Genomic DNA, 258 nt, shown 5'->3' with positions numbered 1-258 from the left:
CACCTGCGGCGGACGAACCACGACGCGGCCTCGCCGGAGTGGGCCGAGGAGCGGCGGAAGCTGGAGAGGTTTCACTTGCTCTGGAACTGGGCCGAGCGGTTGAAGATTTTTCTCAGCGGCATGACCGCGCAGGTCCCGAAAGTCTCCGTGGAGGAGGCGCTGCCGGACGGCTTTTCCCGGTTTCAGGACGTGATGAAAAAGCTGCTCGAAGGCCGGCCGCCCACGGCGGCCGCCGCCGAACGTCCGGGCGGCGCGGCC

General features: G+C 68.6%; 1 protein-coding gene. It reads left to right on the top strand.

The window, feature by feature from the left end; genetic code table 11:
* The coding region (locus BGIM_RS66355) for a hypothetical protein (RefSeq protein WP_193789111.1) at positions 1-258 on the top strand (258 nt) is incomplete at both ends.

Origin of the sequence: Zavarzinella formosa DSM 19928, assembly GCF_000255705.1 — a bacterium.
In the GTDB taxonomy this organism is placed as follows: domain Bacteria; phylum Planctomycetota; class Planctomycetia; order Gemmatales; family Gemmataceae; genus Zavarzinella; species Zavarzinella formosa.
The sequence above is the reverse complement of the archived record's forward strand: the minus strand, read 5'-3'. Positions and strand labels throughout refer to the sequence as shown.